We start from the raw sequence: 3,437 nt of genomic DNA, 5'->3' as shown, positions 1-3,437 counted from the left end.
CCGCCGCCGCCAAGCCGGCGGCCACCACGGCAACGCCGGCCGCAACCACCGCACCGGCGACTGCCGCGACGGCGGCCGCGCCCGACAACGCGCGCTACATCCTGCAGGCCGGCTCGTTCGGCGCCTCCGGCGACGCCGAGTCGACCAAGGCCAAGCTGGCGATGCTGGGCCTGTCGGCGCGCGTGGAATCGGCGCAGATCAGCGGCAAGACCGTCTATCGCGTGCGCATGGGGCCGTACGGCACCGCCAGCGAACTGGCCGAGGCCAAGCAGAAGTTGAACGGCAGCGGGTTGTCGGCTATTGCGATCAAGGCGCAGTGAGGCCGGGAATCGGGAATCGGGATTTGGGAATGGGTGAAGCGGCTTTCTTGCCGTTTTCACCTGTACGTGCGCGCATGGGTTGTCGCTGCTGACATTGGGCCGCGTTGGCTTGATATGACGTTGCAGTTCCACGCCAGCGTGCTGCTGGCGACTAAGTAAAAGACTTAGTCGCCAGGGAATCTGGAATGGGGACGCGAGCACGTCCCGTTCCGCGCGACGAGGCCTGAAGACGCTTCGGATCCGCGCGCTGTCGCGCCGCGCTGGCGCGTCTCAATCATCGAAGCCGACTTCCCCCGCGGGCACACGCGCTGTCGACGCGCGCGACCGGGTTTTGCTTTTACCATTCCCGATTCCCCACTCCCCATTTCCGGCCCCCCAATGACTCAGACCGCCCTGATCACCGGCGCCACCTCCGGTTTCGGCGCTGCCGCCGTGCGCCGCTTCGTCGATGCAGGCTGGCGCGTGATCGCCACCGGCCGCCGCGCCGAGCGCCTGCAGCCGCTGCTGGACGCCTTCGGCGCCGAGCGCGTGCACATCGCCGCCTTCGACATCCGCGACACCGACGCGCTGGACGCGATGCTGGCGGCGCTGCCCGAGGCGTTCCGCGGCATCGACCTGCTGGTCAACAACGCTGGCCTGGCCCAGGGCACCGCGCCGGCGCAGGCCGCGCAACTGGACGACTGGCGCACGATGATCGACACCAACGTCACCGCGCTGGTGACGCTGACCCATCGCCTGTTGCCGACGCTGATCCAGCGCCGCGGCGCGATCATCAACATCAGCTCGGTCGCCGCGCTGTACCCCTACCCCGGCGGCAACACCTACGGCGGCACCAAGGCCTTCGTCAGCCAGTTCTCGCTGGGCCTGCGCTCGGATCTGCATGGCACCGGCGTGCGCGTCACCGCGATCGAACCCGGCATGGCCGAGACCGAGTTCACCCTGGTCCGCACCCATGGCGACCAGAAGGCCTCGGACACGCTCTACCAGGGTGCGCAGCCGATGACCGCCGAGGACATCGCCGAACAGATCTTCTGGGTGGCGACGCTGCCGCCGCATCTGAACATCAATCGATTGGAAATCATGCCGGTGACGCAGTCCTTCGCCGGCTTCCAGGTCGCGCGGCAACCGGCCTGAACGGCCGCGGGGCCGCTCCGCGCGGTCCCGCCAGGTCCCGTCTCTCTCGCGCCCATGCGGCGAAGGCCCCTCTGCCGCACGGTCGGGACGGACGCTTGTCGCGCCGGCCTGCTGGCGATTCCGACAACTCCTTAACGAAATGATATAACATCACCTGGTCGGGGCCGCGTTCGTACGTCGGACCGCGCACCACCCGCTCGCCCGCAGCCCAGCCGCTGCCGCCAGTCTCCACTCCCCTTGTCCGCAGCCATCATGAAGACCTACACCCATGCCCTCGCCGTGCTGGCCGGGCTCGCGGCCGGCGACGGCGCCGCGCAGACGACACCCGACACCACCACCACGCTCGGCACCGTGGAAGCGCGGCGCCACAGCGCCGCCTCGCTGTCCACGCGCAACATCCTCAGCTCGGTCGACGTGCTCGGCAGCGAGCAGATCGCCGACAAGCAGGTCATGAACAGCTGGGAGTTGCTGGGGCAGATGCCCGGCATGCAGCTCACCGAAACCCGGCAGGGTGCCGAGTCCGGCAAGGTCACCTTCCGCGCTTTCAACGGCGAGGGCTACATCAACGGCATCAAGGTGCTGATCGACGGCGTGCCGAGCAACGTCAACAGCGGCAACCAACGCTTCATCGACATGATCTTCCCGCTGGAGATCGCCTACATCGAGGTGGTGCGCGGCACCAACGATCCGCGTTACGGCCTGCACAACATCGGCGGCAACTTCAACATCGCCACCCGCCAGGGCGGCGACTACCAGGACCTGCGGCTGAGCTACGGCAGTTTCGCCACTCGCGAACTGCAGTACGCCATCGGCCATGAGGCCGATGGCCTGGCGCAGAACTATTTCGTCGGCGCGCAGGCCGCGCATGGCTATCGCCAGCACGACCGCTCGCGCAAGTACACCCTCGGCGGCAAATGGTTCTACGGCGAAGACGAAGATGCCGCACGCATCGGCCTGATCGCACGCGCCTACCACCACGAGGCAGACGAATCGGGCTTTCTCACCGCCACCGAGTTGGCCGAGGACCGCGACCAGTCGCCGCCGAAGAACGCCAACGACGGCGACGACCGCGACATGCGCCAGGCCAGCGTGCACGCCGACTTCAAGCTCGGCGGCGGCTTGCAATTGCGCAACACGCTGTACCTCAACCGTTACCAGGACGACCGCCGGATCACCTTCACCCGCTACCCGCTGGGCAACGCGCCACGGCAGCGTCGGCAATGGGACGAAACCCAGACCGGGTTGCTCAGCACCGTCACCTGGCAGGCCAGCGATCTGCTGAGCGTGGAAGGCGGCTTCAACGCCGAGCACCAGGACAACCGTTACCGGCGCTCGCGTTACGCCTACAGCGTGCCGACCGATTTCGACCGTGCGCCGGCACGCGTGCAGAACGACGACCGCTACAGCCTGGATAACCTCGGCCTGTACCTGCAGGCGGTGATCCAACCGAGCGATGCGCTGAAGATCGTCCCCGCATTCCGCATCGACCGCTTCTCCGGCGAGACCGCGCTGCCCGGCGGCGTGCATGCGCCGCTGCAGCGCTACGGCTGGATCGACCAGCCCAAGCTCAGCGTGATCTACGCGCTGACCCCGCACTTGAGCGTGTACGCCAACTGGGGCCGCACCTTCCAGATCCTCACCGGCTCGACCGCCCCGGCCTACCTGACGCCCGGGCAGAGCACGTTCCGTCCCTCGATCAATACCGGCAAGGAGCTGGGCCTGAAACTGCAGCCGGTCGCCAGCACCGAGGCGCGCGTGGCGGTCTGGCGCCAGGATGCCACCGACGAAGTGGCCAACATGCCCAGCACCGGCACCACGGTCGGGCTCGGCCAGACCCGCCGGCAGGGCGTGGACCTGCAACTGAGCACGCAACTGGGCGAGCGCTGGACGCTGTGGCTGTCGCACGCGATCCAGGAAGCCAAGGTGGTCAGCGCCTTTACCGCGAGCGGCGAGTCGCTGCGCGGACGCGAGGTGTTCTCCACC

General features: G+C 67.9%; 3 protein-coding genes. All 3 read left to right on the top strand.

What is annotated here, in order from left to right; genetic code table 11:
* Positions 1-320, top strand: a 320-nt coding sequence (locus tag D180_RS06965; RefSeq protein WP_017912224.1) for an SPOR domain-containing protein, incomplete at its 5' end; no start/stop codon positions are given.
* 378 nt (positions 321-698) lie between these two features.
* A complete protein-coding gene (locus tag D180_RS06960; RefSeq protein ID WP_010341843.1) occupies positions 699-1,454 on the top strand; it encodes an SDR family NAD(P)-dependent oxidoreductase in 756 nt (251 codons plus the stop codon).
* Between the two features lie 252 nt (positions 1,455-1,706).
* A partial coding sequence (locus tag D180_RS06955; protein WP_017912223.1) for a TonB-dependent receptor occupies positions 1,707-3,437 on the top strand: 1,731 nt, incomplete at its 3' end.

Origin of the sequence: Xanthomonas sp. SHU 166 (assembly GCF_000364685.1) — a bacterium.
Taxonomy (GTDB): Bacteria; Pseudomonadota; Gammaproteobacteria; order Xanthomonadales; family Xanthomonadaceae; genus Xanthomonas_A; species Xanthomonas_A sontii.
The sequence above is the reverse complement of the archived record's forward strand: the minus strand, read 5'-3'. Positions and strand labels throughout refer to the sequence as shown.